At 62.6% G+C, this 24712-nt stretch carries 31 protein-coding genes; 22 read left to right on the forward strand and 9 right to left on the reverse strand.

Annotated features, from left to right (window positions below; all coding sequences use genetic code 11):
• Window positions 1–73: 73 nt before the first annotated feature.
• The 8 genes from uvrB to NKI20_RS05350 all read left to right on the forward strand — a co-directional run bounded on the left by uvrB (window position 74) and on the right by NKI20_RS05350 (window position 8242).
• Window positions 74–3274, forward strand: coding sequence for an excinuclease ABC subunit UvrB (gene uvrB / locus NKI20_RS05315; protein WP_352828944.1), 3201 nt, complete (start codon window positions 74–76; stop codon window positions 3272–3274).
• 127 nt (window positions 3275–3401) lie between these two features.
• The gene (locus tag NKI20_RS05320; RefSeq protein ID WP_352828947.1) at window positions 3402–4307 is read left to right on the forward strand and encodes a DMT family transporter; all 906 of its coding nucleotides are present in this window, start codon (window positions 3402–3404) and stop codon (window positions 4305–4307) included.
• Window positions 4308–4611: 304 nt separating this feature from the next.
• On the forward strand, window positions 4612–6138 hold the full coding sequence (locus NKI20_RS05325) for an ABC-F family ATP-binding cassette domain-containing protein (RefSeq protein ID WP_352828949.1): 1527 nt from the start codon (window positions 4612–4614) through the stop codon (window positions 6136–6138).
• Between the two features lie 140 nt (window positions 6139–6278).
• The gene (locus tag NKI20_RS05330; RefSeq protein WP_227345686.1) at window positions 6279–6560 is read left to right on the forward strand and encodes a type II toxin-antitoxin system RelE/ParE family toxin; all 282 of its coding nucleotides are present in this window, start codon (window positions 6279–6281) and stop codon (window positions 6558–6560) included.
• A 9-nt stretch (window positions 6561–6569) separates the two neighbouring features.
• A complete protein-coding gene (locus tag NKI20_RS05335) occupies window positions 6570–6869 on the forward strand; it encodes a HigA family addiction module antitoxin (protein ID WP_023761235.1) in 300 nt (99 codons plus the stop codon).
• Window positions 6870–7010: 141 nt separating this feature from the next.
• Window positions 7011–7184: a hypothetical protein gene (locus NKI20_RS05340; RefSeq protein WP_352603424.1), complete on the forward strand. Its 174-nt coding sequence runs from the start codon at window positions 7011–7013 to the stop codon at window positions 7182–7184.
• 184 nt (window positions 7185–7368) lie between these two features.
• A complete protein-coding gene (locus tag NKI20_RS05345) occupies window positions 7369–7791 on the forward strand; it encodes a VOC family protein (protein WP_352828951.1) in 423 nt (140 codons plus the stop codon).
• 97 nt (window positions 7792–7888) lie between these two features.
• Window positions 7889–8242: a DUF1428 domain-containing protein gene (locus tag NKI20_RS05350; RefSeq protein WP_352828953.1), complete on the forward strand. Its 354-nt coding sequence runs from the start codon at window positions 7889–7891 to the stop codon at window positions 8240–8242.
• 9 nt (window positions 8243–8251) lie between these two features.
• On the opposite strand, the gene NKI20_RS05355 is transcribed toward NKI20_RS05350, so the two are convergent.
• Window positions 8252–9904 (reverse strand): tetratricopeptide repeat-containing sulfotransferase family protein, encoded by a 1653-nt coding sequence (locus NKI20_RS05355; RefSeq protein WP_352828955.1) that lies wholly within the window; start codon window positions 9902–9904, stop codon window positions 8252–8254.
• A 170-nt stretch (window positions 9905–10074) separates the two neighbouring features.
• On the reverse strand, window positions 10075–10299 hold the full coding sequence (locus NKI20_RS05360) for a hypothetical protein (protein ID WP_352487115.1): 225 nt from the start codon (window positions 10297–10299) through the stop codon (window positions 10075–10077).
• A gap of 327 nt (window positions 10300–10626) precedes the next feature.
• Between NKI20_RS05360 and NKI20_RS05365 the strand changes: the two genes are divergently transcribed.
• The 5 genes from NKI20_RS05365 to NKI20_RS05385 all read left to right on the forward strand — a co-directional run bounded on the left by NKI20_RS05365 (window position 10627) and on the right by NKI20_RS05385 (window position 12013).
• Window positions 10627–10833 (forward strand): cold-shock protein, encoded by a 207-nt coding sequence (locus NKI20_RS05365; RefSeq protein WP_352603432.1) that lies wholly within the window; start codon window positions 10627–10629, stop codon window positions 10831–10833.
• A gap of 144 nt (window positions 10834–10977) precedes the next feature.
• Window positions 10978–11247, forward strand: coding sequence for a hypothetical protein (locus NKI20_RS05370; RefSeq protein ID WP_352603434.1), 270 nt, complete (start codon window positions 10978–10980; stop codon window positions 11245–11247).
• The gene (locus NKI20_RS05375; RefSeq protein ID WP_352603436.1) at window positions 11244–11510 is read left to right on the forward strand and encodes a hypothetical protein; all 267 of its coding nucleotides are present in this window, start codon (window positions 11244–11246) and stop codon (window positions 11508–11510) included. Before NKI20_RS05370 ends, NKI20_RS05375 begins: the two co-directional genes overlap by 4 nt.
• A gap of 41 nt (window positions 11511–11551) precedes the next feature.
• Window positions 11552–11689 carry a hypothetical protein gene (locus tag NKI20_RS05380; RefSeq protein ID WP_164482279.1) on the forward strand — a complete coding sequence of 46 codons (138 nt, stop codon included), beginning with the start codon at window positions 11552–11554 and terminating at the stop codon, window positions 11687–11689.
• Between the two features lie 99 nt (window positions 11690–11788).
• Window positions 11789–12013, forward strand: coding sequence for a hypothetical protein (locus NKI20_RS05385; RefSeq protein ID WP_352603438.1), 225 nt, complete (start codon window positions 11789–11791; stop codon window positions 12011–12013).
• Window positions 12014–12201: 188 nt separating this feature from the next.
• On the opposite strand, the gene NKI20_RS05390 is transcribed toward NKI20_RS05385, so the two are convergent.
• Window positions 12202–12600 (reverse strand): Kazal-type serine protease inhibitor family protein, encoded by a 399-nt coding sequence (locus NKI20_RS05390; RefSeq protein ID WP_352828958.1) that lies wholly within the window; start codon window positions 12598–12600, stop codon window positions 12202–12204.
• Window positions 12601–13102: 502 nt separating this feature from the next.
• On the opposite strand from NKI20_RS05390, the gene NKI20_RS05395 reads away from it, so the two are divergent.
• From NKI20_RS05395 to NKI20_RS05405, 3 genes are all read left to right on the forward strand, one after another.
• The gene (locus NKI20_RS05395; protein ID WP_006202520.1) at window positions 13103–13315 is read left to right on the forward strand and encodes a cold-shock protein; all 213 of its coding nucleotides are present in this window, start codon (window positions 13103–13105) and stop codon (window positions 13313–13315) included.
• 317 nt (window positions 13316–13632) lie between these two features.
• A complete protein-coding gene (locus tag NKI20_RS05400; RefSeq protein WP_008877668.1) occupies window positions 13633–13845 on the forward strand; it encodes a cold-shock protein in 213 nt (70 codons plus the stop codon).
• Window positions 13846–14029: 184 nt separating this feature from the next.
• Complete coding sequence (locus tag NKI20_RS05405) at window positions 14030–14461, forward strand: BA14K family protein (RefSeq protein ID WP_023761222.1); 432 nt, start codon at window positions 14030–14032, stop codon at window positions 14459–14461.
• A gap of 120 nt (window positions 14462–14581) precedes the next feature.
• Here the strand turns inward: NKI20_RS05405 and NKI20_RS05410 are convergent, their stop codons facing one another.
• The 3 genes from NKI20_RS05410 to NKI20_RS05420 all read right to left on the reverse strand — a co-directional run bounded on the left by NKI20_RS05410 (window position 14582) and on the right by NKI20_RS05420 (window position 16716).
• Complete coding sequence (locus NKI20_RS05410) at window positions 14582–15220, reverse strand: MBL fold metallo-hydrolase (protein WP_352828960.1); 639 nt, start codon at window positions 15218–15220, stop codon at window positions 14582–14584.
• 139 nt (window positions 15221–15359) lie between these two features.
• Window positions 15360–15677 (reverse strand): hypothetical protein, encoded by a 318-nt coding sequence (locus NKI20_RS05415; protein WP_023761220.1) that lies wholly within the window; start codon window positions 15675–15677, stop codon window positions 15360–15362.
• 145 nt (window positions 15678–15822) lie between these two features.
• Entirely contained in the window at window positions 15823–16716 is an 894-nt protein-coding gene (locus NKI20_RS05420) for a branched-chain amino acid aminotransferase (RefSeq protein ID WP_023761219.1), read from the reverse strand.
• Between the two features lie 245 nt (window positions 16717–16961).
• Here NKI20_RS05420 and NKI20_RS05425 point away from each other — a divergent pair, with 245 nt between their 5' ends.
• The 4 genes from NKI20_RS05425 (at window position 16962) to NKI20_RS05440 (ending at window position 20895) form a co-directional block, all read left to right on the forward strand.
• Window positions 16962–17495 (forward strand): MarR family winged helix-turn-helix transcriptional regulator, encoded by a 534-nt coding sequence (locus NKI20_RS05425; RefSeq protein ID WP_031260729.1) that lies wholly within the window; start codon window positions 16962–16964, stop codon window positions 17493–17495.
• Window positions 17482–18201, forward strand: a complete 720-nt coding sequence (locus NKI20_RS05430) for a response regulator (protein WP_023761217.1) — start codon at window positions 17482–17484, stop codon at window positions 18199–18201. The genes NKI20_RS05425 and NKI20_RS05430 overlap by 14 nt, the downstream gene beginning before the upstream one ends.
• Before the next feature lie 49 nt (window positions 18202–18250).
• Window positions 18251–19666: an ATP-binding protein gene (locus NKI20_RS05435; protein ID WP_352730161.1), complete on the forward strand. Its 1416-nt coding sequence runs from the start codon at window positions 18251–18253 to the stop codon at window positions 19664–19666.
• A gap of 206 nt (window positions 19667–19872) precedes the next feature.
• Complete coding sequence (locus tag NKI20_RS05440) at window positions 19873–20895, forward strand: glycosyltransferase family 4 protein (protein WP_352828962.1); 1023 nt, start codon at window positions 19873–19875, stop codon at window positions 20893–20895.
• Between the two features lie 58 nt (window positions 20896–20953).
• On the opposite strand, the gene NKI20_RS05445 is transcribed toward NKI20_RS05440, so the two are convergent.
• The 3 genes from NKI20_RS05445 to NKI20_RS05455 all read right to left on the reverse strand — a co-directional run bounded on the left by NKI20_RS05445 (window position 20954) and on the right by NKI20_RS05455 (window position 22480).
• Window positions 20954–21313 (reverse strand): tRNA-binding protein, encoded by a 360-nt coding sequence (locus NKI20_RS05445; RefSeq protein WP_352828963.1) that lies wholly within the window; start codon window positions 21311–21313, stop codon window positions 20954–20956.
• A 19-nt stretch (window positions 21314–21332) separates the two neighbouring features.
• Window positions 21333–21833, reverse strand: coding sequence for a type III secretion system chaperone family protein (locus NKI20_RS05450; protein ID WP_013893499.1), 501 nt, complete (start codon window positions 21831–21833; stop codon window positions 21333–21335).
• A 344-nt stretch (window positions 21834–22177) separates the two neighbouring features.
• The gene (locus tag NKI20_RS05455; RefSeq protein ID WP_352828965.1) at window positions 22178–22480 is read right to left on the reverse strand and encodes an accessory factor UbiK family protein; all 303 of its coding nucleotides are present in this window, start codon (window positions 22478–22480) and stop codon (window positions 22178–22180) included.
• Between the two features lie 169 nt (window positions 22481–22649).
• On the opposite strand from NKI20_RS05455, the gene lgt reads away from it, so the two are divergent.
• Both lgt and NKI20_RS05465 read left to right on the forward strand, forming a co-directional pair.
• Window positions 22650–23504 (forward strand): prolipoprotein diacylglyceryl transferase, encoded by an 855-nt coding sequence (gene lgt / locus NKI20_RS05460; protein WP_352828967.1) that lies wholly within the window; start codon window positions 22650–22652, stop codon window positions 23502–23504.
• On the forward strand, window positions 23501–24601 hold the full coding sequence (locus NKI20_RS05465; protein WP_352828968.1) for a class I SAM-dependent methyltransferase: 1101 nt from the start codon (window positions 23501–23503) through the stop codon (window positions 24599–24601). The genes lgt and NKI20_RS05465 overlap by 4 nt, the downstream gene beginning before the upstream one ends.
• The last annotated feature ends 111 nt before the right edge of the window (window positions 24602–24712 follow it).

Genomic DNA, 24712 nt, shown 5'->3' on the forward strand with positions numbered 1-24712 from the left:
GAGCCGCATCTGGCGAAGCGCCCCATCTCATCCCACTCTTTCCATTTTGGCCAGGAAATCCCATATTCGGGACATGGCCAAATCTCCCGATAAGAAAACGCCGCCGACGGCGAATGACGACCGCGCTTCGCCGAAGCGGCGCAGTCCACTGACCGATTTCCTCGACGCCTCGGAGCCCTTGCACAGAGGCGGTTTCGCCGAGATGCCGCAGCCGGAGCTCTCGGGCACGCCCCTGACCAGTTCAATTGCGGATTGGGCCGAGCAGATCGAGCAGGAAGCTGAAAAGGAAGGACGTCGCCAGATCTCCCCCCTCGAGGGGGAGATGTCGCCGAAGGCGACAGAGGGGGGCGTCACAGAAGGCACCGCCAGGACGTCGAGCCCGGTCGAACCGACCCCACCCAGCGGCTCCGCCGCCAGCCTCCCCTCGAGGGGGAAGGAAAGCGCCAAGTCGAAGAAGATACCCGAGCGCTCGAGCTCGCCGGGCCGCAGCGCGCGCGGCACCTCGATGGGTGGCGCGGCATCAGCCAGGGAGCGCACGGCAGCCGGCCTCAATCCGGTCGCCGGTCTCGACATTTCGCTGGAAGACGCCGAGACGATGGCCTCGGGCAGCGTCACCGCCACCGTCGCCGCGCTGTCGGCGCTGATCGAGTCCGGCAATCCGCTGCACAAGGACGGCGTGCTGTGGACGCCGCACCGCCCTGCCCGCCCGGAAAAGTCCGAAGGCGGCATCGCCATCAAGATGGTGTCGGATTTCGAGCCGGCCGGCGACCAGCCGACGGCAATCAAGGATCTGGTCGAAGGCGTCGCCAACAACGACCGCACCCAGGTGCTGCTCGGCGTCACCGGCTCCGGAAAAACCTTCACAATGGCCAAGGTGATCGAGGAGACGCAGCGCCCCGCCCTGATCCTGGCGCCGAACAAGACGCTGGCGGCCCAGCTTTATTCCGAGTTCAAGAAATTCTTCCCTGAAAACGCCGTTGAGTATTTCGTCTCCTATTACGACTATTACCAGCCGGAAGCCTACGTCCCGCGCACCGACACTTTCATCGAGAAGGAATCCTCGATCAACGAGCAGATCGACCGCATGCGTCACTCGGCGACGCGTTCGCTGCTCGAGCGCGACGACGTCATCATCGTCGCCTCGGTGTCCTGCATCTACGGTATCGGCTCGGTCGAAACCTACACGGCGATGACATTCCAGATGCAGATCGGCGACCGGCTCGACCAGCGCGCTTTGCTCGCCGATCTCGTTGCCCAGCAGTACAAGCGGCAGGATGTCAATTTCGTTCGCGGCTCGTTCCGCGTGCGCGGCGACACGATCGAGATCTTCCCGGCCCACTTGGAAGATCGTGCGTGGCGCATTTCGATGTTCGGCGACGAGATCGAGCAGATCACCGAGTTCGACCCGCTGACCGGCCAGAAGACCGGCGAGCTGAAGAGCGTCAAGATCTACGCAAATTCGCACTATGTGACTCCGCGCCCGACCCTCAACCAGGCGATCAAGTCGATCAAGGAAGAGCTCAAGCACAGGCTGGTGGAACTGGAGCGCGCCGGCCGCCTGCTGGAGGCGCAGCGGCTGGAACAGCGCTGCCGCTTCGACCTGGAAATGCTGGAGGCCACCGGCTCCTGCGCCGGTATCGAGAACTATTCGCGCTATCTCACCGGCCGCCAGCCGGGCGATCCGCCGCCGACGCTGTTCGAGTACATTCCCGACAATGCGCTGGTCTTCATCGACGAAAGCCACGTCACCGTGCCGCAGATCGGCGGCATGTATCGCGGCGACTTCCGACGCAAGGCGACGCTGGCCGAGTACGGTTTCCGCCTGCCGTCCTGCATGGACAACCGGCCCTTGCGCTTCGAGGAATGGGACGCCATGCGCCCGCTCTCCGTCGCCGTTTCGGCAACCCCGGGCGCTTGGGAGATGGAACAGGCCGGCGGTGTCTTCGCCGAACAGGTCATCCGCCCGACCGGGCTGATCGACCCGCCGGTCGAGGTGCGCCCGGCCAAGAGCCAAGTCGACGATGTCGTCGGCGAAATCCGTGACACCACCAAGGCTGGCTATCGCACGCTGGTGACGGTGCTGACCAAACGCATGGCCGAGGACCTGACCGAGTATCTGCACGAACAAGGCATCCGCGTCCGCTACATGCACTCCGACATCGACACGCTGGAACGCATCGAGATCCTGCGCGATTTGCGCCTCGGCGCCTTCGACGTGCTGGTCGGCATCAACCTTTTGCGCGAAGGCCTCGACATTCCCGAATGCGGCTTCGTCGCCATTCTCGATGCCGACAAGGAAGGTTTCCTGCGTTCCGAGACCTCGCTCATTCAGACCATCGGCCGCGCCGCCCGCAACGTCGACGGCAAGGTCATCCTCTATGCCGACCAGGTCACCGGCTCGATGGAACGGGCGATGGCCGAGACCAACCGCCGCCGCGAAAAGCAGATGGAGTGGAACGCCGCCAGCGGCATCACTCCGGAATCGGTCAAGTCGCGCATCTCGGACATTCTGGACTCGGTCTATGAGAAGGATCACGTCCGCGCCGACATCTCGCAGTTCACCGAGAGCGCCGGCGCCATGATGGGCAACAACCTCAAGGCCCATCTCGACGCGATGGAGAAGCAGATGCGCGACGCCGCAGCCAATCTCGACTTCGAGAAGGCGGCCCGCATCCGCGACGAGATCAAGCGCTTGCGTGAGATGGAACTGTCCATCTCCGATGACCCGCTGGCCAAATACGCCGACATGGAAAGCCCGGTCTCTGGCCGCGAAAAGGGCAAGCACAACAAGGGCGTAGCCAAGCATCGTACATCAGAGGAACAGGAGCGTTTTCGCAGGCTCGACGAAGTGCGTGCCGCCGAAGAGGCGGCCAAGGCTGCCCGCCCCAACCTCTTCCGCAAGCCGGCGCTTGACGAGATGGGCGCCGATGGCGCCGTGCCGGCGAAGAAGCCGCTATTCGCCAAACCTTCGATTGACGACATGGGTCCAGGCACGGACATGCCGACCCCGGCCGGTGCGGTATCGCGCTCGCTATTCAAGAAACAGTCGGCCGAAGAGGCACATGGCAGCGATTTCGGCATTCCCGGCGAGCCGGTCAAACCGCTGTTCAAGAAGAACTCACTCGATGAGATGACCGTGCGGCGAACCGAGACGCCGATCGAGGGTGACAAGCCGGTCAAGCGTGAGCGCGCCGGCATCGGCTCGTATGAAGATCCTGGCGACGCCCGCCGGGAAAAGCGCCGGCCGGGGAAGACAGGCAGACCGGGACGGTAGGGCCTGGAGTCACACTGTCGACTGGCTGGACCACGCCCCCAGCCTTGTCAGTTGCCAGTCGAAGCGATACGGGCCACGGCAGCTTCTCCGCTCCCAACCGCAAGAAACTCCCACGGCCGCCCGCAGAATGAAACCCAAGGACATCGCCGCCTATATCTTCCTGGCCATCACCTGGGGCTTGTCGTTCCTTGTTCTGCTCAAGGTGGTGCACGCCTTCGGCTGGGTCGGCGCGGTCACCTTGCGCTCGCTGATCGCCGGCATCACGCTCCTGCTGCTTGCCGCCGCGACCCGGCGCCGGCTCGATTTCAGCGCCGGCTGGCGGCGCTTCGCCGTTGTCGGCGCGACGACGGTTGCCGCGCAGCTTATCGGCCTATCCTATGCCACCCCTCGCATCGGCACGGCGGTGGCGGCCATCCTTGTTGCCGCGATCCCACTGTTCTCGATGATCCTCGGCCAGGTATGGGGGCTTGAGCGCATCACCGTTCGCGGGCTGGCCGGCCTGCTGCTCGGCGCCTTCGGCATCATCGTCCTGGTCGGTTTTCCCGCGGTGCCGATCACGGCATCCTTCGCTTTCGGCTGCGCCGCCTCGCTGTTCAGTTCCTTCTCGGCCGCTTTCGGCAGCAATTATGCAAACCGACATCTGCGCTCGGCCGGCTCGTGGGAACTCACCAGTGCCGCCTTCCTGTTAGGCGGCCTGATGACGCTGCCACTGCTTCTCGCCGTACCGGTGCCGGCGATGCCGCGCGCCATCGACTTCCTCTATCTCGCCGTCCTCGCCTGCATGATGAGCGCGTTGACCTACATCGTCTATTTTCGGCTGGTTGCTAGTATCGGCGCGACCAGGACGATCAGCGTCGAATTCGCCGTGACCGTGATCGCGGTGCTGGTCGGCACCAGCACGCTTGGGGAGTCGCTGACCGTAATCCAGGGCTTCGGCGCTGTCGCGATCATCGGCGGCTGCATACTGGTGCTCGATCCGTTCCCGCGCCAGGTGAAAGCGGTAGCCTTGCCTTCCGCTACGCCCTTGGTGTAGTCAGTCCGCACACTCGAACGTCTTGAAAGGAGGGCTGCGTGTTCGATTTTTCTCGTCACCATCGTCAGCGTGGCCCGATTTCTGCCCTGCGAGCTTGCTTGCAGGGCTGACCAGGGACGGTCCGGGTTTTCCCGCTTCGATTTTTTGGTCTGCCCTTCGTGGTGCCGCAACACCGAACCTGATGGCCGGTGGGCGCACCGTCAAAGTGCATTGAGCCGCTAGAGCATGATCCCGAAAAGTGGGAACCGGTTTTCGGAAAAGATCATGCTCCGACAAAGAGGCGACCGAGACCAGAGAAATCAAAATGGCCCTGATCAGCCTCAAATCCCTCGGCGTCACCATGAGTGCGCCGCTGTTTTCCAACCTCGACCTCACCGTCGGCACTGGCGACCGGCTCGGCATCGTCGCCGCCAACGGCCGCGGCAAGTCGACCTTGCTCAAATGTCTGACCGGCGCGATGGAGCCGACCTCGGGCGACATCACCCGCACGCGCGGCCTGCGCGTCGGCCATGTCGAGCAGTCCGTCGCTCCGTCCCTTCTCAGCCATACCTTCCATCAGGTGGTGGCCGACGCCCTGCCGCCGGAGCAGGCCGACAGCGAGGTGTGGCGCGTCGACGTGGTGCTCGATTCGCTAGACGTGCCGGAGCCGATGCGCGAACGGCAAATGCAGGCGCTGAGCGGCGGCTGGCAGCGGCTGGCACTGATCGCTCGCGTCTGGGTCACCGATCCGGATGTGCTGCTGCTCGACGAGCCGACCAACCATCTCGACCTTGCCCGCATCAGCCAGCTCGAGACCTGGCTGAACGCGCTGCCGCGCGAGGTGCCAGTCGTCATCGCCAGCCATGACCGTGCCTTTCTCGACGCCACCACCAACCGGACGCTGTTTCTGCGCCCTGAACAGTCGCCGGTGTTTGCCTTGCCCTATTCACGCGCAAGGCAGGCGCTCGACGACGTCGACGCCTCGACAGAGCGCAAGTTCCAGCGCGACATGAAGGTAGCGCAGCAATTGCGCCGGCAGGCGGCCAAGCTCAACAACATCGGCATCAATTCGGGTAGCGACCTGCTGACGGTCAAGACCAAGCAGTTGAACCAGCGCGCGGAAAGACTGGAAGAGACGGCAGCTCCGGCGCACCGCGAAAAATCGGCCGGTGCCATAAAACTGGCCAATCGCGGCACGCACGCCAAGGTGCTGATCACGCTCGACGACGCAGCTGTCGAAACACCCGACGGCACGCTGCTGTTCAGGACTGGCAAGCGCCACATCTGCCAGGGCGACCGCATCGTCCTGCTCGGCCGCAATGGCGTCGGCAAGTCGCGCTTCGTCACCCTGATCCGCAACGCCATTGTCGAACCGGACACGGTGCGGAATGTGAAGGTGACGCCGTCGACGGTGCTCGGCTACAGCGATCAGGCGCTGTCCGGCATCAGCGGCGACGACACGCCGCTGGGGCTGGTCTCGCGCCGCTACGATGTCGGCGAGCAGCGCGCCCGCTCGTTGCTGGCCGGCGCCGGCGTGGTCATCGAGATGCAGGAGAAAAAGATCGGCGTGCTGTCCGGCGGCCAGAAGGCGCGGCTGATGATGCTGGCGCTCAGGCTCGCCAACCCCAACTTCTATCTGCTTGACGAGCCCACCAACCATCTCGACATCGACGGCCAGGAAGCGCTGGAAGCGGAGCTGCTGGCGCATCAGGCAAGCTGCCTGCTCGCCTCGCACGATCGCTCCTTCATCCGCGCCATCGGCAACCGCTTCTGGCTGATCGAGAAGCGGCGGCTGATAGAAGTCGAGGACCCGGAGGATTTCTTCCGCTCGGTGGCTGAGGCGGAAGGGTAACGATTTTGGCGGCGTGACGGTATCCATGCCTGTGAAATTTCGGCCGATCGACATCAGTTCAAAATTTCGTATCACGATATGAGACGTTTTCTTGACTTACGAAGCGTATCATGTGAAGGTACGCTGCTCGGATACGGCAGATGATACGCTCGTTCAAGGACAAGACCAGCGAGGCCGTTTCGAACGGCAAGGCTCCGAAGGGGTTCCCGTCGGACCTTGTCCGGTCAGCCCAGCGAAAGCTGTTCATGATCGACAATGCCGCCGAACTATCGGACCTGAAGACGCCTCCCGGCAACCGGCTTGAGCCGCTGAAAGGCAACCGTGCCGGTCAGCATTCGATCCGCATCAACGATCAGTTTCGTATTTGCTTTCGCTGGGTGGATGGACAAGCCGAGGATGTCGAAATAACCGACTACCATTGAGGTTTTCAAATGCTGAACATCAACCCACCTATTCATCCGGGAGAAATCCTCCGGGAGGAATATCTCATGCCGCTTGGCCTGAAACCTTACACGCTGGCCAAGAAGCTGCATGTGCCGCGCACACGCATCGAGCGCCTCGCCAGCGAGACAACACCGGTGACGCCCGACACAGCGCTACGCCTTGCGAAATTCTTCGGAACCACGCCGCAGTTCTGGATGAACATGCAGGCGAGCTACGACCTGGCTATCGAGGGAGAGGCCAAGAAGGCCGATCTAGAAACGATCGAACGTTTGGAAACGGCTGCCTGAAGTAAACCGCGTTGGTAACACCTGCCTTGAGCCGACTACGGAGGCAGCTAAAAAAATCGACCGTCTGTCGGATGACCACCACGCGCCACGTCCTTGGAATGCCGACACGATGATGCCGGCTTCAACCGAGGACAAAGCATCATGTTCACCCTGTCATCCATAGGCCGCATCACCACCCGTTACATGAAAGCTCGCGCCCGCTATCGCAGCGAGCGCGCTCTTCTTTCACTGCCGATCGAATTGCGCAAGGACATTGGCTGGCCGGAAATCGGGATCGATGCGCAAAATGCCCCTCATATCCGCAGAGAATCCTGACCGAAGCGACCGCTGACCAGTCATACCTATCGCCCGAAAGCGGTGTCGCCTGCATCGACAGGCGCATTTCGAAAGCCTGGCCTATCCAGGGCCGGTCCGCCGAAAAAATTTGGCGGCCATGTAGGATTGCCGCCGCCTCATCCGTCCTATGGCTCGCAAGGCCAAACGCAAAGAGGAGCAAGACATGACTGATCAGACCCCCGTTCAGCCCGCCGCTAAAGTGCTCGGCGGATTGACCCCTTATCTGCAACTGGATGGCGCCTTCAAGGCTGCCGAATTCTACAAGAAGGCCTTTGGCGCGGAGCAGGTGTTTGCCTATCCGCCGGACGAAAAAGGCCGCACGATGCACATCCATCTACACGTCAACGGCTCGACGTTGATGCTTGGCGATGCCTATCCCGAGCACGGCCATCCGCACAAGGATGCGCAAGGTTATACGCTGCAGCTGCACCTCCAGGACGACACCATTGAGACCTGGTGGCAGCGCGCGATCGATGCAGGCTGCGAGGAAGTGGTGCCGCTGCAGGTCATGTTCTGGGGCGACCGTTGGGGTCAGGTTAAGGACCCGTTTGGCGTGGCCTGGGCGATGAACGCACCGGTCAAGTAAGATTTAGCGAGCAGCAACGCCCTACCCCACGGGGTGATGCGCTCATCTGCGCCGGGCTGCCGGCCTGGCGCCCGATTCCAGCAACAGGAGACCAACAATGTCCTATGTCGATGGCTTCGTGCTTGCCGTGCCCAAGGCAAGACTCGACGACTACAAGAAGCTGGCCAACACCGCCGGCGTTGTCTGGAAGGAGCATGGCGCGCTCGCCTATGTCGAATGCGTCGGCGACGACGTGCCCTACGGCGAGGTCACGTCCTTCCCGCGTGCCGTGCAGACGAAGGACGACGAGATCGTCGTCTTCTCCTGGGTCGTCTATGAATCGCGTAGGAGCCGCGACGAAATCATGGCCAAGGTGATGGCCGATCCGCGCATGAAGCCGGACTGGTCGAACATGCCGTTCGACGGCAAACGCATGATCTTCGGCGGCTTCGAAACGTTCATGGAGCTGTAGGATTCCGCGTCAGGTCAGCCTATCCAGCAGCGGCTTCAGCCTGTCGCCATAGCGTTTCCACAGATCGACCGAGCCCTGGTACATCGGCTGGCGCACCTGTGCGGCGGAAGCCGTGCGCACCGGCCGGTCGGTCTTGTGGAAGGATAGCGCCGCATCGTCCCAAGGCAGGCCGAGATGGGCGATCAGCGCCCGCGTCTGGCCTTCCTGGTCGGCGACGAAATCCTCGTAGCGCACATCATGCACGACGCCTGGCAGCACCGTGTGCCAATGCGCCATGATGTCGGTGTACAGATTGTGGAAATCGGCCAGTTCGCCGAGATCGTAGCCATAGCGGTGACTGTCGCTGCGGAAATGCACCTTGTAGATCGACAGGCAGGTGGCCGCCGCATCGCGCGCGCAATGGACGATTTTGGCCTTCGGCAGCATCAGATGCAGGAACCCGATCAGCAGGAAATTGCCCGGCATCTTGTCGGTGGCATGCTTGAAGCCGGGATAGCGGGCGTGCAGCATGTCGAGATAGGCCTCGCCGGCCTCGGCGAAAGCCTTGTCGGGCATGTCGGCAATCCCTGCCGGGAAGCCGCCCTTCATGGTCAGGGGAAACTGCTTGCCGACCGCCGTCTTCAGGATGCTGAGCTCGCCGGCACCGTGGACATGGGGATGGCTGGCGATGATCTGCTCGACCAGCGTCGTGCCCGAGCGCGGCATGCCGACGACGAAGATCGGCGTGTCGTCCTCGATCGTGCTCGGCTTGTGCTTCTCGAAGAAGCCGGCGGTGAAGGTTGCCTTCATCGCCTCGAATTCGGCTCGCGTCTTGGCCGCATCGTAGTCGATGCCCTTGCGGCGGATCGCATTGCCTTCGGCGAAATAGTCGAAGGCTCGGCCATAATCCTTCAGATCGTCATTGGCCTTGCCGAGACCGAAGGACAACTGCATGCGCGCCAGGCTGTCCTGCGGCGCCTTGGCATGCTGAGCTTCCATACTGGTCAATTCGCTATCACGTTCTTTCTGGCGCTTGACCTGCGTCAACATCAGCCAGGCTCTCGCCATGCCGGGGTCGACCGCCAGCGCCTGCCGGAACAGCTCGGCTGCTTCATCGAGCTTGCCCTTTTCCATCAGCCCGACGCCGAGCCCATGCAGCAGGTCGCCATCCTTGGGCCGGATCGCCAGCGCTTCGCGGAAGACGGCAAGCGCCTCGTCCAGGCGTCCCGCTTCCTGCAGCGTTTCGGCAAGACCGATGCGCGCGCGGACATGGAAGGGGTTGCGCCCGACCGTGCCGCGATAGATCTCTTCGGCGCCCTCGAACTGGCCGAGCTGCTTCAGTGATGAACCGAGATTGTCGCGCGCCGCCAGTTGATCGGGCCGCAGCGCCACCGCCTTGCGGAAGCAGTCGACGGCAGCGGCGACCCGGCCGAGGTCGCGCAGCACCGTGCCTAGATTGTTTTGAAAATCCGGATTGCCGGGCTGCAAGCGCACCGACTGTTCGATCAGGTCCAGCCCTTCGGCGCTGCGCCCGGTCTGGTGCAGCAGCAGCCCCAGGAAATGCGCCGCGGCGGCGTGATTGGCCTTCTGCGCCAGCACCTGCCGGTAGATCGCTTCGGCCTCTTGCCGACGCCCGGCCTGATGCAGCTGCAGCGCCTGCTGGACACGCTGGTCGAGCCCCAATGGCGGTTGTCCTCCAGCGCCAGATCTGGCTGCCGCGCCCGCCGCTCGTCTCTGATCTCTGTTGATGGGAAACCTGCCGTGTTTTGTACGCCTGTGGCGATCTAGGCCATCGGCGCGGCAGGTTCAAGGCTTCGCTTGGTGTCTCGCTCGTTGCAACGGCGTGGAAGGGATCAAATTAGCCGGTTGGTCTCGGCGACCTGCCTGGCACGCCGAACTGTTCCATCGGTGTCGGCGATCCTTCGCCTTGCAGCCTCGTCGCTCCTGATGGTCAGTCGTGCCGACTTGACGATCATCGGCTTGCCGGCCGGGTCAGCGGCGATGGTGTGCATGACGGCTGGCTTGATGATCGGGTTGATCGCTACGGTCATGCCTCTAGGGGTTCTGACGGAAATCATGGTTTTCATCCTTCCAGAAATAAATAAAATGCAAGCTCCTGGACAATCTGCCCAGCGTGAATTTAAGCAATTTTTGAAAGTCGCCGACCCATATCAGACTTTTTCAAATAGTTACAGCGATCTATTTTTTTGCCATCGTCGGTGTTTTTCATAAATCTTCTTGAATAACGGGCCCTATCGGCCTATGTTAGCGATATCGTTTTGGGCCAGAATTGGCATCTCGCGGCGTCGGAGGTTCTCGACCCGCCATTCTTATTCCAATCATCGATATCGGGCGCGCGGTCCGTTTTGCTCCGCGGCCATGTCTCATTCTTTCGAAAGATCCATATGAACACCGGAACCGTAAAGTTCTACAATGGCCAGAAGGGCTTTGGCTTCATTCAGCCGACCGAAGGCGGGAAGGACGTTTTCGTCCATGTCAGCGCGCTGGAGCGCGCCGGCTTCCCCGGCCTCGCCGAAGGCCAGAAGCTGCGGTTCGAGTTGGAGCGCGACACCAAGGGCCGCGAGTCGGCTGCCAATTTGCAATCGATCTGATCCGGCCGAATTCGATGAACGCTGACCACGGATGTACTGGCAGCTCTCGAAAGCGGCTTATTTCCAGCGACTGCCGGAAATAGGAAAGCGGGGTTCGTCCCCGCTTTTTTGCTTTCAGGACCGCTGCTTTGCATAGGTAAGACAATGCCGGACCGCACCACCCACTCCATCGCGCATTTCGCGACGCCCTTTGTGCTCGGCGGGCTGGAAGGGATACTGCCGGCCGGCGACTACGACATCGATCACGACGAAGAGCTGTTCGAGGGCATGTCGCGGCTTGCCTGGCGCCGCGTCGCCACTTTCATCCATCTGCCGGCAAGGGCAGTGAAAAACCCGCCCACCCGCCAGCTTGTCGCCATCGATTACCTCGAACTCGAAACAGCGCTGAAGCGCGACAGGGAGAATGCAGCATGATCCGTTTCCAGCAGAATGCGCGCCCGCGCACCGACACGCCCGCGCACCAGTTTGCGATCGGTCAGACAGTGCGCATGAAGAGCCGTATCGGCCTCGTCCAGAAGACCGCCGAACTGTTCCAGATCAAGAGCAGGCTGCCGGTCAAGGACGGCTCGCCGCAATACCGCATCCGCAGCGAGCAGGAGACCCATGAGCGGGTCACCACCGAAGACAATCTCGAACCGGCCGACAACCCGGTCGTTGCCAACGACCCGGTTGTCTGAGACCCCAGCAAAGCCAAGTCAGCACGCAACAGGAGCACGATATGTCCAAGGGTCAACAGCGAAGCAACCGCGAAACGCGCAAGCCGAAGAAGGACAAGGTCGTGGCCAAGCCCGCCTCCCCGTTCGGCTCGTCGGTCAAGCAGGCCGAGAGCAGCCTGAAGCCAAAGTCGAAGGGCTGACACAACTGGAGGGCGCCTCAAGCGCCTTCACCGTCGTCCCTGTGCGAGGCGGCGAATTGACTGAACAGGCCCGCGCAACGCTCTGCCACGGAGGCTTCCTTGAACTTCTTCATCGAGTTCTACCGGTCGCGCAACGCGGACGAAGCTACACTCGACAAGGTGTCACTAGAAGCTCCGAACCTGCGTGCCGCCCTGCAGGGCGCCACCGCGCTGTTCCACACACTGGCCATGCCGCAAATCCCCGATCGCCTGCGCATTTCCGACGACAATGGCAGCGAGCTTTACGCCGGCCCGGCTGATGGAGCCTATCCGACGGGAATTTGACCGAACGCCTCGGTTTTTCATTCTCCCCTTGGGGGGGCCCGAAGGGCCGGCGAGGCTCCCGCCCCGCCCAAGCGGTGAATTGGCGCGCGGCACCGAGACGGTTGAGGCCGGCCCAACTCATAGGACCGAGCTTCGCTCGGCCACTTTCTCCAACAAAAAGGTGAGAAGGCAAGACACGCCTTGGCTTCTCAGCACGGCCCGTCGTCAACGACGCGGTAGTCCGCAGCCCGAGCCTCGCAAGCGTTGGGGAAGGTACGCATCTCGCCGTGCCGGCGAGCGCACACCGGCGCATATTCGCGGGTGCAGAACGTCTGTTCTTCGCCGCCGCCGCCTCCGTCGCGACACGGACCGTCGCGCACGATGCGATAGCCGGCGCGGTCGGCAAGGCAGGCGTTGGCGAAGGTCTGGCGGTCGCCGCCGCGGCGGGCGCAGACTGGCTCGTACCGCCGGCTGCAATATTGCGGTTCGGGACGTGGCGGACGCGCCCCCGGTCCGTCATCGACGACGACGGTGCAGGCGGCAAGAATTGTCGACAGCAACAGGATGGCAAAACCCTGTCGCGAAAAGATTGCCGCCAGAAATGGCATGTTGATCTCCCACGATCGCGTCCCCGGTTGCCGATCCTCGCCATTACCTTGCCAAATGCAACCCCTGTTTGCAGTCCCCTCAGACGGAAACGGCGTCTCGACCGTGGCTGGCGTCGGCTTGCCCCGCGGCCTCGACATCTGGCCCATTCGTGCCCCGGCTCTGGCCGATGACCCAACCGGCAAGCCAGCCTATGCCGAGCCGATCGATGTTCAGGTCAGTCGATCCATGCGTCGGGATGCGCCAATGCGGCGGCCCGCGGCGCTATCTTGCAACCATCACGTTTCCGTGCGATAAATTCCGTGTTCGGGCATTTGCGACCCGGAGAGCGGAACGTTTTGGACGACCTTTCCCCGATACTGTGAATCTCTGACGGCCCCGTTTTCGGCGGGGGGTTTGACCATGCGCCAATGCATGACTGCCGAAGCAACCACCGGGAACTGCCCTTTGCGCCAGGCGGCGGGCAGGACCACCAAAGACTGAACGGGTGAAGGAGTTTCCCCAATGGCCCAGACCGGCACCGTTAAATTCTTCAACGCGACCAAAGGCTTCGGTTTCATCACGCCCGACGGCGGCGCCAAGGATGTGTTCGTCCATATTTCCGCGATCGAGGCCTCGGGCCTGCGCACGCTCGTCGACGGCCAGAAGGTCACCTTCGACGTCGAGCCGGACCGCATGGGCAAGGGACCCAAGGCCGTCAACCTCCGCGCTGCCTGAGCCATTCGGGCGTCTCTCGGACGCGCGACGGAGGCTCCAACGCCTGAACCTGGCTTGGAGAGGGATCTGGATTTTTGAAAGGCGCGGCGATCTTCGTCGCGCCTTTTTCGTGCCGAAGGTGCAGACCAATGCTTGTCGCCCAAAAGTGGCTGGTGCGAGGGACCGATATGCATGAAAGCAAGGACCTGAGGCGCGCCGCGACGCCCTTTGGCCGCCTGCAAAACTTTCTCTTGCCGATGACGCTAAAATAAAGGACAAATTTCCATTCGGGCATTTGCCGGCCCGAGACTGGAATTTATGGGACAAAGGAGCTTCCCATGCCGCAGACCGGCACCGTGAAATTCTTCAACCATGCCAAAGGCTTCGGCTTCATCACGCCCGACGATGGCGCGAAGGATGTTTTCGTCCATATTTCAGCCGTGCAGGCGTCAGGTCTTCCCGGTCTCGAGGATGGGCAGAAAGTGACATTCGACACCGAGCCGGACAAGCGTGGCAAGGGTCCGAAGGCCGTCAACCTGTCGGTCGGCTGAGCCGCCTCAGACCGTCGACGGCAAGCAGTTTCGCCCCGTTGAGAGCGTGTGACCATTTACGCCTTTTTTGAATTAACACATCGAAATCCGTTCAGCCCCTGTTCAGCCACGGTCGCATATTAGTCTTTGGTAAAGCCGGACCGCATCCCCCGAAACTGCACGGGCCGGTACGAAGGAGACCAAGATGAACCGAGTTTTCAAGATCGCCGCCCTGTCCGCAGCCGTGGTCGCCACCACGCTCGTGACCTTGCCCGCGGCTAATGCAGGTGACTGGCGCCACCATCATGGCCATCACGGCAACGGCGATGCCATTGCCGCCGGCGTCCTCGGCCTCGCGGCGGGCGCCCTGATCGGTGGCGCGTTGGCCAACGACCAGCCCCCGCCCTACGCTGACCGCTACTACGACGACAGTTACTACGATCGTGACGTAGTGGTGCGCCCGGCCCCGGTCCGCCGCTACTATGCGGAGCCGAGGGTCGTTTACAATGAAGGCTACGCCGAGCCGTGGACCCGCGGTTGGTACGAGTATTGCTCGGACCGCTACCGCACGTTCAACGCCCGCACCGGCACGTTCACCGGCAGTGACGGCGAACAGCATTTCTGCACGGCAAACTAAACTATAGGGCTTCCCTGCCCCAAACAAAAAGCGCCGGCCGCGAGGTCGGCGCTTTTTGTTTTTCAGGATCACGCTTGCAGCTGTCCGGCATCGCAGGCCGGCGCTGAATATCGCTCCACCTTAAACCAGAAAGGGATTGCTGCGCCGCTCCTCGCCAAACCGGCCGCCAGGACCATGGCCGCAGATGAAGCCGATGTCGTCGCCGAGAGGCAGCAGCTTGTCCTTGATCGAGGCGATGAGCGCCGCATGGTCGCCGCCCGGCAGGTCGGTGCGGCCGACAGAACCGCGAAACAGCACGTCGCCGACATGAGCGAATTTGGCCGCGCGGTTGTAGTACACGACATGGCCGGGCGCGTGGCCGGGGCAGTGCAACACCTCGAACACATGGCCGCCGAACGAGACGGTCTCGCCTTCGGTCAGGAACCGGTCGGGCACGCAGTTGCGCGCACCGGCAATGCCGTAGCGCCTGCCCTGGTTTTCCAGATTGTCGAGCAGCGGCTTGTCGGCCTCATGCGGTCCGACAATCTCGACGCCGAGCGCTTCCTTCAACTCCATGGCGCCGCCGGCATGGTCGATATGGCCGTGCGTTATCCAGATCGCACCGGCTGATATCGCATTGTCCTTCAGCGCCGCCAGCACCTTGTCGATGTCACCGCCTGGATCGACGACGACACCGTGCTTGCCGTCCATGTCGAACAGGATGGTGCAATTCTGCTGGAACGATGTGACCGGCACGATGCCGGCATTGAGCTGACCCATGATCGTCCTTTCGCTATGCCAGCCGTGATTTAGAGACGCTGGCGAAGGGCGTCCACCCCTCGAAAGACGAACAGTCAGTAGCTCCAAAACGGAAATGGGCGACCGAAGCCGCCCATTTGAAAGACCGAATGGCCGCTGCTTACTTCTTCATCGCGCCCATGACCGCGCCGAGAATGCCGGTCAGGATCGCGCCGCCGCCGGCGCCGCCGATGATATTCTGCAGGTTCAGCGCGCTGCCGAGACCGCTCGTTGCTGCTGCCGCAGCCGCCGTATCAACCGCGCCGCCGCCAAGCAGGCTGCCGAGGATCGCCGCGCCGCCGACGCCGCCAATGGCTCCACCCAGGATTTTGGGAAGCTGACCCATCGCCGCCGTCTTGAGCGCCGCACCGACCGCCTGACCACCGATGATGCCTGTAATCACCTGCACAATGATCGGAAGAAGCGTGTTCATGTCCATATGATTAGTCCCTCCATAACTGCCAGCCTCCCCGGCCGACAGCATCATGAGACGCCGAATTGGACGAAAGTCAAATGCAAGAATGCTTAAATAGAAGGGGCGGCGCTAAAACTGCCCCTGCTTGCTAAAAAAGCTGTGACTATCGTTATTCTGCAGCGATCGCGTGCTTGGGTTGAACGGCGGCAGAATAGTCATCCATAAGGTTCTTGGCGATTTCACCAACCTCGAATCGGTAAGGTCCGATCTCCGACACCGGCGTTACTTCCGCTGCGGTGCCGGTCAGGAAGCACTGCTGGAAGCCTTCCAACTCTTCCGGCAGGATTGCACGCTCGATCACCTCCAGACCGCGATCCTTGGCCAACCCAATGACCGTGCGGCGGGTGATGCCGTCAAGGAAGCAGTCGGGCATGGGCGTGTGGATCTTGCCGTCCTCGACGAAGAAGATGTTGGCGCCGGTCGCTTCAGCGACCTGGCCGCGCCAGTCGAGCATCATGGCGTCGGCATAGCCCTTGGCCTCGGCGGCGTGCTTGGACATGGTGCAGATCATGTAGAGGCCGGCGGCCTTCGATTTGGACGGTGCGGTGCGCGGGTCGGGCCGGCGCCATTCCGCCACGTCGAGGCGGATGCCTTTCAGCTTCTGCGCCGGATCGAAATAGCTCGGCCACTGCCAGATGGCGATTGCGCAGTTGATGCGGTTGTTCTGCGCCGAAACGCCCATCTGTTCGCTGCCGCGCCAGGCGATCGGCCGGACATAGGCGTCCTGGAAACCCTGCTTCTTCAAAAGCGTGGTGGAGGCGTCGTTGAGCTCGGCCACCGAATAGGGAATCTTGAAGCCGAGCATGCGCGCCGATTCATGTAGGCGCTCGGTGTGTTCGTTGAGCTTGAATATCTCGCCGCCATAGGCGCGCTCGCCCTCGAAGACGGCGCTGGCGTAATGCAGACCATGGGTCAGCACATGGATCTTGGCGTCACCCCACTGGACGAATTCGCCGTTCATCCAGATGAAGCCTTCCAGTTGATCGAAGGGAACGGATGCCATGGTAACCTCCCGCGGGCGGCAGCCCGCATAGCGTTGTGTCGTTGTGTGTTCTTGTCGCCTATCGAAGGCGGCTTTTTCAGGAGCGTAGGCGGATAATTGCGCTCTGGCAAACTAAGGAAGTTCCGGAAAAGCCGGCTTGGCTTGCCTTTTCGTTCGCAATTCGCCCAAAAGCTTGTCAAAAATTACCATTGCAGGGAAATTACGTCAATAGTACTGACATAATCTCTCTTTCCCACGGAGAAATGATGACGGATCGTAGCCACGCAGCCGGGAAACCGATCAGGACCGCGATGTCAGACGAGGACGGCATCGACTTCGCCATCATCGAATTGCTCTTCTTTGCCTATCGTGACTTCACCTCCGATCCGGATCAGATCCTGGCCGACTACGGCTTCGGCCGTGCCCACCACCGGGTGCTGCATTTCGTCAACCGCAGGCCGGGCCTGACGGTCGCCGAATTGCTCGACGTGCTGAAGATCACCAAGCAGAGCCTGGCTCGCGTGCTCAAGCAATTGATCGACACCGACCATGTCGTGCAGTTGCAAGGTCCACGCGACCGCCGCCAGCGCGAGCTTTATCCGACGGCTAGGGGCCGTGCGTTGGCGCTGGCGCTGGCGCGGCCACAGTCGCGCCGCATCCATGCTGCATTGGAAGATTCCGGAATAACCGAACGGACCTTGGTGGAACGGTTCCTCGAAGCGATGGTCGATCCGGAACTGAGGGCGCAAATCGACCTGGGGTCCGCAAAAATGTCAGGGAAAAACCATGGAGAGCACTGAACGGGTAGATCACGCGGCCGCACCGGACGACGACGCACCGCATTTGCTTGTGGTCGACGACGACACCCGCATCCGAAATCTTCTCAAGCAGTATCTGACCGAAAACGGCTTTCGCGTTACCGTCGCCGGCAATGCCGGCGAAGCCAGGCGCAAACTTGCAGGCCTCGACTTCGACCTTCTGGTGCTAGACGTCATGATGCCCGGCGAGACGGGCGTCGACCTGACCAAGTCGCTGCGCGCCGAAAAGAACGTACCGATCCTGATGCTGACGGCGCTGTCGGAGACCGATAGCCGCATCAGCGGGTTGGAGGCCGGCGCCGACGACTATCTGCCAAAACCTTTCGATCCGCGCGAGCTGATCCTGCGCATCAACAATATCCTGCGCCGCGGCGGCCCGACGAGCACGCCGAAGGTCGAGCAGCTGGTCTTCGGCCCCTACACCTTCCAGATCGCCAGGCGCGAATTGAAGCGTGGCGGCGAGGCGCTGAAGCTGACCGATCGCGAGCAGGAGATCCTGGCGATCTTTGCCGCGCGGGCAGGTGAGACCATACCCCGCCACGAGCTTGTCGGCGACGATTCGGAAGTCGGCGAGCGCACCATCGACGTCCAGATCAACCGGCTGCGTCGCAAGATCGAGCGCGATCCATCCAATCCGGTCTGGCTGCAGACCGTGCGCGGTATTGGGTATCGGCTCAGCGTGGAATAGAATGCCGCCTGCGGCCGGCTGAACGGCCGCGGGTGAGCGAAAAGAGCGAATGGCAACCACGGAACTGGAACAGCCGGGCAATGGCGGCTTGAGCGCACGCGCCACGCGGACGCTGAAGGCCGTGCCGCGCGCCTGGAACCGCTTCTGGCGCCTCGTGTCGCTCTATATGCCAAAGCGGCTTTACGCCCGCTCGCTGATTATCGTCATCGCGCCGATGATCCTGCTGCAATCGGTCGTTGCCTTCGTCTTCATGGAGCGCCATTGGGCAACCGTGACGCAGCGCCTGTCGCAGGCCACCGTACGCGACATCGCCGCCATCATCGACCTGATCGAGACCTATCCGCACGACGCCGACTACACCAACATCATCCGCATCGCCCAGGATCGCATGCAGTTGAAGGTCGACCTGCTGCCGCCCGACCCCTTGCCGCCGCCTGGACCCAAACCTTTCTTCTCTATCCTCGACGATGTTCTCTCGTCCGAAATCACCCGCCAGATCAACCGTCCATTCTGGATCGACACGGTCGGCAATTCCAACATCGTCGAGGTGCGCGTCCAGCTCGAGAACAAGGTGCTGCGCGTCTTCGTGCGCCGCAGCCAGGCCTACGCCTCGAACACCCACATCTTCCTGATCTGGATGGTCGGCACCTCGCTCGTGCTCCTGATGATCGCCATCCCCTTCCTGCGCAACCAGATCCGGCCGATCCTGATGCTTGCCGAAGCTGCCGAAAGCTTCGGCAAGGGCCGGCCGATGCCGCGCGACTTCCGGCCGCGCGGCGCCGAGGAGGTTCGCCGCGCCGGCTTTGCCTTCATGCAGATGCGCGAGCGCATCGAACGCCAGATCGAGCAACGCACCGCCATGCTGACCGGCGTCAGCCATGATCTGCGAACCATCCTCACCCGTTTCAAGCTGCAGCTTGCGCTGGCCGGCGGCAAGGCCGAGACCAAGGCGGCGCTCGACCAGGACATCGACGACATGCAGTCGATGCTGGAAGGCTATCTCGCCTTTGCCCGTGGCGAAGCTTCGGAAGACGCCGGGCGGTTCGATCTCGAAGCCTATTTCGAGAAGCTCGGCGAGGAAGCCAGGCTGCGCAAGCGCAAGCTGTCGACGACGCTTGCCGGCGACCCCGATGTGCATGTGCGGCCGAACGCCTTCGCCCGACTGATGTCCAACGTCATCGGCAACGCCTTCCGCTATGCCAAGACGGTGGAGGTCAACGCCACCCATGGCCGCGGCTCGCTGCTGGTCACCATCGACGATGACGGCCCAGGCATTCCGGCCGACAGGCGCGAAGAGGTGTTCAAGCCCTTCGTGCGGCTCGACGAGGCGCGCAACCTCGACGCCAGCGGCACCGGGCTCGGCCTGTCGATTGCCCGCGACATCGCTCGCAGCCATGGCGGCGATATCACCCTGGACGACAGCCCGCTCGGCGGCCTGCGCGCCGTCATCAAGGTTCCAGCATAGTCGGCGGAACACGGGCTTCATCCGCCCGTCATGAAACCGTGGTCAAGGACGCCCATGAAGCGCGCGACCTCAGTCGATTCGGCCCTGCCGCCTCACTTCGACCCCGTGCCCGCCCGGGTGCGCTGGAGCGAAGCGAGGGCAGCCGGCTGGTCGCCGTTCAAGCATCGTCTCAAAGCAACCGTCGACCTTTCCTGCAAAGGGCCGCCATGCGCATATTGATGGTCACCGACGCCTGGCGCCCGCAGGTCAATGGCGTCGTCCACACGCTGGAACGGCTCACCGAGACGCTGAAATCCTTCGATGTCGCGGTGGATTTCCTGACGCCCAACATCTTTCGCACGCTGCCCTTGCCGACCTACCCCGACATAAGGCTGGCACTGACCACCCCCGGCCATGTCGCGCGCCAGATCGACGCCGGCAAGGCCGACCACATCCACATCGTCACCGAGGGTCCGTTGGGCATCATGGCGCGGCGCTATTGCCGCAATGCCGGCCGGCCGTTCACCACCAGCTATCACACGCGCTTTCCCGAATATCTCAGCGCCCGCCTGCCGGTGCCGGAGAGCTGGACCTATCGTTGGCTGCGCGATTTCCACAATTCCGGGCAGGGCACGCTCGTCGCCACCCAGTCGCTCGCCGACGACCTCTCGGCGCGCGGCTTCAGCAAGCTGCGGCCGTGGACGCGCGGCGTCGACACCGACCATTTCCGGCCGGACAAGAAGAAGGACCTCGGCTTCCCCGGGCCGGTCTTCCTCTGCGTCGGCCGCGTCGCCATCGAAAAGAACCTGGGTGCATTCCTCGAACTCGATCTGCCCGGCAGCAAGGTGGTCGTCGGCGAGGGTCCGGAGCTTGCCAGGCTGAAGGCGAAATTCCCACAAGCGCATTTCCTGGGCCACCGCCCCAATGACGAACTGGCCGAGATCTATGCCTCGGCCGATGTCTTCGTCTTCCCAAGCCGCACCGACACGTTCGGCAACGTCATCATCGAGGCACTGGCCAGCGGCACGCCGGTCGCCGCCTATCCGGTGACCGGGCCGATCGATATCGTCGGCGACGGTTTTGGCGGCGCGGTGTCGAACGACCTGCGCGAGGCAGCACTTGCCGCCCTCAATGTAGACCGCGCGCAAGCACGCGAACGCGCCATGCGCTACAGCTGGAAAGCCTGCGCCGAAATGTTTCTCAATACGGTCGAAGAGGCGCTCGGCACGTCGCGGAAGCTGGCGGCCTGACGGAGGCGCAACCGCAATGAATGCTCGGAACCGGCGCGAAGGAACGCAACGGTCTAGTCTAAAACAATCTGCCGCCATCCGGCACTGCGCGCTCGATGGCGCCGAGCACCACCGCGCCCTCCTCGTCGGGAAAGCCGAGCGTTAGCACTTCCGACATGAACGGCCCGATCTGGCGCGGCGGGAAATTGACCACCGCGAATACCTGCCGGCCGACCAATGTCTCCGGCGTATAGTATTTGGTGATCTGCGCAGACGACTTCTTGACGCCAATGCCGGGGCCGAAATCGATCTTCAGCTTGAATGCCGGCTTGCGCGCCTCGGGGAACGGTTCGGCCTCGACGATCGTGCCGGCGCGGATGTCGACACGATCGAAATCGGCAAAACTGATCTCGGGCTTAAGCGCGCTGCTCGAACTCATCTTCCGTTTCTGCTGTGGTTCAGGCGTTGCCGTAGGTCTCGAACAGCACGCCGGCCAGCGCGTCCTTGGCCGAGGTTCCCGACCAGACGACGAACTGGAACGCCTGGAAATAGCATTCGCAGGCTTCTAGCGCAGACGACAGCAAGACCTCGACCTGCTGGCTCGACGGCTCGACCCCGCCGGCCAGCAGCAGCGACTGGCGGAACATGATCGCGCCCTCCTGCTCCCAGAGGTCGAAATGGCCAAACAGCATCTGTTCGTTGATGAGCGACAAGAGCCGCATCACTTCCAGCGCGCGGGTCTCGGGCACCTTGATGTCGAAGGCGCAGGCGAGGTGCAGCGCCTCGAAATCCTCCATCCATGAGAAGGAAACGTGGTAGTCGGTCCAGCTTCCGGCAACCGAAATCGAAATTTCGTCGTCGCCGGCCCGCTCAAAGGACCAGTCGTTGTTGTGGGCCACCTGCTCGATAACATCCACCGGATGGATTTCGCGGGAGAATTCGAGTTCGAGAAGTTCCATGGAATGCTTCCTGTCGTTCTGTACGAGCGCCGCCACACGCTCCGCGGGAGGGCACACACAACGAACAATCTTGTCTAGAACTCGGACGGCCAGGACTTTCTTCGCGCAAAGACCACTTCTCGACACAAAGACCCCGGACCGGACCCCACCGCCCGGCCACATGACCCTGCTCCGAATCATGCAACAAATTCAGTCTATTGATCGGGAGTCGCGTGAACAGCCCAATTTTTCCCACTGCGTCATTCGCATGTGGAAAGCCGCTGTCACGAAGATTCATGCAATGCCGTTAAGCGATTCACGGCAAAGCGCTTTTCAGGATCGGGCTATGTGGAAAAGTTTAACGATTATTTTTTTGCGCGGGGCTTGGCCACCGCCGCCGGTGCGGCGTCACCGCTCAATTCGGCAAGCTTGGTCTCGAGCGCCTCGATGCGGGCGGCGAGCCGGCTGTTTTCTTCCCGGGCCTTGGCAGCCATCTCGCGCGCGGCTTCGAACTCTTCGCGCTGCACCACGTCCATTGTGTTGAGAATGCGCTCGGCCTGGCCCTTGAAGGCGGTCTCCACCTCACGGCGCACGCCCTGGGCGGCGCCGGCGGCATCGGTCATCAGCTTGGCGAATTCATCGAGAATGCGGTTCGGTCCGGTAGACATGGCAAATCCTCGCGCTTGCACAAATTGACGTAGTGGCGCTGCGCGTCGAATGCAAGCATGTTGCGCCGCGTTGCGGCATCAAGTCGAGAGCGCCCACCTTGCCTTGACCGTGCCAAAAGCCTGCCGCATGGTCCGCGCGAAAACGCGTTTTGCAACCGAGAGTTCCCCGTTGAACGAATATTTCCTGCTGCCGCTGGCCTCCCTGCCCTTCCCCAACATCAACCCGATCCTCATCCAGATCGGGCCACTGGCGGTGCATTGGTACGGCGTTGGTTACATCGTCGGCATCCTGTTTGCCTGGTGGTATGCCAAGCGGCTTGCCGCCAGTGCCAAGCTGTGGCCGAACGGCGTCCTGCCGATGAAGCCGGAGGACCTCGACGATTTCATCGTCTGGGCGGCCATCGGCGTCGTGCTGGGCGGCCGCACGGGCTATGTGCTGTTCTATGATCTGCCGCGTTACATTGCGCACCCGCTCGATATCTTCGCGGTCTGGCAAGGCGGCATGTCGTTCCATGGCGGCCTGCTTGGCGTTATCATCGCCATGACGCTGTTTTCGATCAAGCGCGGCATCCGCACATGGTCGCTGTTCGATGTCGTGGCGGCCGGCGTGCCGGTTGGCCTTGGCCTGGTGCGCGTCGCCAACTTCATCAATTCCGAGCTGTGGGGCCGGCCGACGGACGTGCCCTGGGCGTTCGAATTCCCCAATGGCGGGCCGTTTGCCCGTCACCCCAGCCAACTCTACGAGGCGCTGCTCGAGGGTGTGGTGCTGTTCCTCGCGCTGCGCATCCTCACCCATTGGCGCCTCAAGCTGAAGACGCCGCGCTTCGTCGGCGGCGCCTTCATCTGCGGCTACGGCCTGTCGCGCATCTTCGTCGAGTTCTTCCGCGAGCCCGACCAGCAGCTCGGCTATCTCCTCGGCACCAACTGGCTGACCATGGGCATGATCCTGTCGACTCCGATGGTGCTGGCCGGCATCTGGGCGATGCTGACCGCCAAGCCGGTGGCACAGCCGCAGCCGATATGACCCGGCTGAAGACCCGCATCGTCGACCTGATCGAGGCATTGGGGCCACTTCCCATCAACGAATACATGGCGCTGTGCCTCTTCGACCCGCAGGACGGTTATTACATGACGCGCGAGCCCTTCGGTGCGGCCGGCGACTTCATCACCGCGCCCGAGATCAGCCAGATGTTCGGCGAACTGGTCGCTGTGTGGATATACCGGGCCTGGCTGGCGAGCGGCCGGCCGCTGCCGGCCACCATCGCCGAGATCGGCCCCGGCCGCGGTACGCTGATGAAGGACATGCTGCGGACGCTGTCGCGGCTAGATCCAGAACTCGCCAACGGCGCCACCTTCGCCATGATCGAGACCAGCCCACGCCTGACAGAAGTCCAGCAACGGACGCTTGGCGTCACACCTTTCGCGGTTCGTTGGCACGAAACCATCGAGACGCTGCCGCGGCAGCCGCTGTTCATCGTCGGCAACGAACTGTTCGACGCCGTGCCCGTCCGCCAGTTCGTCCGCGCCGGCGCCGGCTGGCGCGAGCGCATGATTGGTCTGGATGACACCAACGAACTGCGCTTCTTCGCCGGTGCGGGCTCGGTCAACCCGACGCTGCTGCCCGCCGATGCCGACGGCGCACCGCAAGGCGCTATCGTCGAAGTGGCGCCTGCCCGCACGGCACTGATGGCGGCCATCGCAGAGCGCATATCAAGGCATGGCGGTGCCGGCCTGTTCCTCGACTACGGCCATCTCCAGCCGGGCGTCGGCGACACGCTGCAGGCCTTGCGCGGCCACAATCGCGAAGATGTGCTGGCAAACCCCGGCGAGGCCGACCTCACCACCCATGTCGATTTCGCCGCCCTTGCCGCAGCCGTTCGAGCGCACGGCCTCGACGCCCATCTGTCGACGCAGGGCGATTTCCTGCTCGGCATGGGAATTCTCGAACGCGCCGGCCGCCTCGGCGCCGATGCCGACCAGGCGACACGCGACAACATAACTGAGGCTGTCGAGCGCCTCGCCGCTCCGCAAAACATGGGCGCACTGTTCAAGGTGCTTGCGGTGCTGCCGCGCGGCGTGGCCGTCCCACTCTCTGCAACAACGACCTTCGCGGCGGATTGACTTTTTGCCGCCGCCCCTCCCAATCTCCCGTCCGGCGAAAAGAGACGGTCACACCGCCCAGCCCCGCCTCCTTCTCGACGAAGCACCTTCTTCTTGACGAAACCGCCCACA

Source organism: Mesorhizobium sp. M0830 (genome assembly GCF_040319965.1).
GTDB lineage: Bacteria > Pseudomonadota > Alphaproteobacteria > Rhizobiales > Rhizobiaceae > Mesorhizobium.